This window comes from Bacillus haikouensis, assembly GCF_013179555.1.
In the GTDB taxonomy this organism is placed as follows: Bacteria; Bacillota; Bacilli; order Bacillales; family Bacillaceae_B; genus Rossellomorea; species Rossellomorea haikouensis_A.
In genome coordinates, this window is record NZ_JABMCR010000437.1 from 1 (window position 1) to 2,438 (window position 2,438).

Here is a 2,438-nt window from a genome sequence, read left to right on the forward strand (position 1 = left end):
GTCTCCAATAACAAAACATCGACACCACCATCCAGCAATCCCTTCGCCTGTATGCGGTAGTTGTCGGATAAAGCGTCGAAATCGATTCCTCCGGTTACCGATAACGTTTTTGTGGTCGGTCCCATGGAACCGGCTACAAACCTTGGCCATTCGGAAGTAGTGAAGGAGTTAGCCGCTTTTCTTGCTATTTCTGCCGCGGTTTTGTTTATTTCGTACGCTTTAGAACCTATTTCATATTCATCCAGTACAACGGGAGTACCGCCAAATGTGTTGGTTTCAATAACATCCGCTCCAGCAAGCAAATATTCCCTGTGAATGTTGTCAATGACTCCCGGCGCAGTAAGGACAAGATGTTCGTTGCACCCATCCAACTCCTCACCACCGAAGTCTTCAGGTGTCAGGCAGGCTTCCTGGAGCATCGTTCCCATAGCCCCGTCGAGGACGAGTATCTTCTTTCTAAGCTGTTCTTCAAATAATGTGCTGACCATATGGAACCTCCAATTCTTTCCCGGCTTTTTCTTTTATATACTGAAGTAATTCTATACTCATATCGTATCGGACAAAAGGCGTAATCAGATAGATTCCATTAAACAACTTAAGAGCTGCATCTAATAGTTCTTTGGAAATACGCAATCCGGCTGCCCTTGTATGAACGGGGTCTGTACCTGCATCCTTCATCCTCTTTCTCGTTTCCACCGGGACTTTGATGCCTGGTACTTCGTGGTGAAGGAACTCTGCATTCCTTGAACTCAATAAAGGCATGACCCCAATGAAGATCGGCGTATTTAAATGTTTGGTGGATTCATAGACTTGGTACAGCTCTTCTACACCAAATACCGGCTGAGATATAAAGTAATCGGCTCCCGCATTTATTTTCTTCTCGAGACGTTTTACTGAAGCATCCAAATGCCTGAAATTAGGATTGAATGCCGCTCCAACTGAGAACTGTGTTTTTTGTCTGAGTGATTTTCCGGAGAATGATATTCCTTCATTATTCTGCTTGATTAATTCAATCAGCTCCAGACTTGATAAGTCGTAGACAGAAGCTGCCCCCGGGAAATCCCCTATCTTGGCGGGATCCCCAGTAATAGCTAAAATATTGTGAATCCCCAGAGTGTGAATCCCCATCAAGTGGGATTGAAGGCCGATCAAATTTCTGTCCCTGCATGTGATATGAACAAGCGGCGTAAGATCGTACCTTTCCTTAACGATCGTCCCGATTGCATCATTCCCAATCCGCGGGGAAGCTAAAGGGTTATCTGCCAGGGTGATGGCATCGATGCCTTCTTCCTTCAACGCTTTAACCCCTTGAAAGAAAAGACTGGTGTCGAGGTGCTTAGGGGGATCAAGCTCCACAATGACCGTTTTCTTCTCTTTTACTTTTTGATGAAGCAACTTTTCTTTAACTGGCGGTGATGTAAGCTGTACAGATTTTTTTGCTTTCACCACCTTATCCGTGACCGGCACTCTGCTGGTTAATTTTGTTGCCACAGCCCGGATATGCTCAGGTGTGGTCCCGCAGCATCCTCCTATAATCCTTGCCCCCTGCTCACGGAGATCATTGCTTATTTCGCCGAAATATTCCGGCTCTGCAGAATAATAGAATCTGCCCTCTTCATAGTTAGGCATGCTTGCGTTAGGATAGACTGATAGAAATGCATGATTAGGAATTGGAACTTCCTCCAATGATGAAACCATATGATAAGGTCCCATCCTGCAATTGATTCCTACAACATCCGCTCCGATCATTTCCAGTTCCCGAAGCGCAGCATTTACACTCATTCCGTTTTGAAGTACTCCCGATTCATGCATCGATACCTGCGCTATGACAGGAAGATCTGTTTCCCGCTTGGCAATCTTAACGACTGTCGTCAATTCTTCCAAATCATAATACGTTTCAAGGAGGATTCCATCGACTCCTTCAAGCAGCAGACAGTATAGCTGTTCACGGAAACTTCTTTTGATCTCTTCGAGGGGAATATTCTGTTTTATCGCTCTAATCCCGCCAATTGTCCCTACAACATAGGTGTCGGCACCTGCAGCCTTTTTAGCCAGCCTGACTGCTGCGGTGTTTATTTCCTTGACAGTATCCTCCAATCCGTACCTCGAAAGCTTTTGATAATTTGCCCCATACGTATTGGTCTGGATGATATCCGCCCCTGCCTCTATATAATCTCTATGAATCTTGAATACTTCATCCGGATGGGAAAGATTCAATTCCTCGAAACATCGATCCACACCGTATGAATACAATAAGGTCCCCATCGCTCCATCAGCTAACAAAATTCTCTCTTTCAACGATTGTATGAGCGGTTTCATATTATCCCTCCTTTATAGGTGAATGATTCTATCAGGTGCCGATCTTATCCTGATTGAATTCAATCCCTGCCGCAGATCCTCGATTAACTCATCTGTGTCTTCCAGTCCAACCGATAACC

2 protein-coding genes are annotated in these 2,438 nt (G+C 45.0%); both read right to left on the minus strand.

Going from position 1 to position 2,438, the window contains the following annotated elements:
* A partial coding sequence (locus tag HP456_RS22770; RefSeq protein ID WP_172255327.1) for a homocysteine S-methyltransferase family protein occupies positions 1-488 on the minus strand: 488 nt, incomplete at its 3' end.
* The gene (locus HP456_RS22775) at positions 469-2,319 is read right to left on the minus strand and encodes a bifunctional homocysteine S-methyltransferase/methylenetetrahydrofolate reductase (protein WP_172255329.1); all 1,851 of its coding nucleotides are present in this window, start codon (positions 2,317-2,319) and stop codon (positions 469-471) included. The genes HP456_RS22775 and HP456_RS22770, both read right to left, overlap by 20 nt.
* Positions 2,320-2,438: the final 119 nt, after the last annotated feature.

What these genes read in the sequence shown, in the direction of transcription:
- HP456_RS22775 (WP_172255329.1), bottom strand. Translation starts at nt 2,319, where the DNA reads ATGAAACCGCTCATACAATCGTTGAAAGAGAGAATTTTGTTAGCTGAT.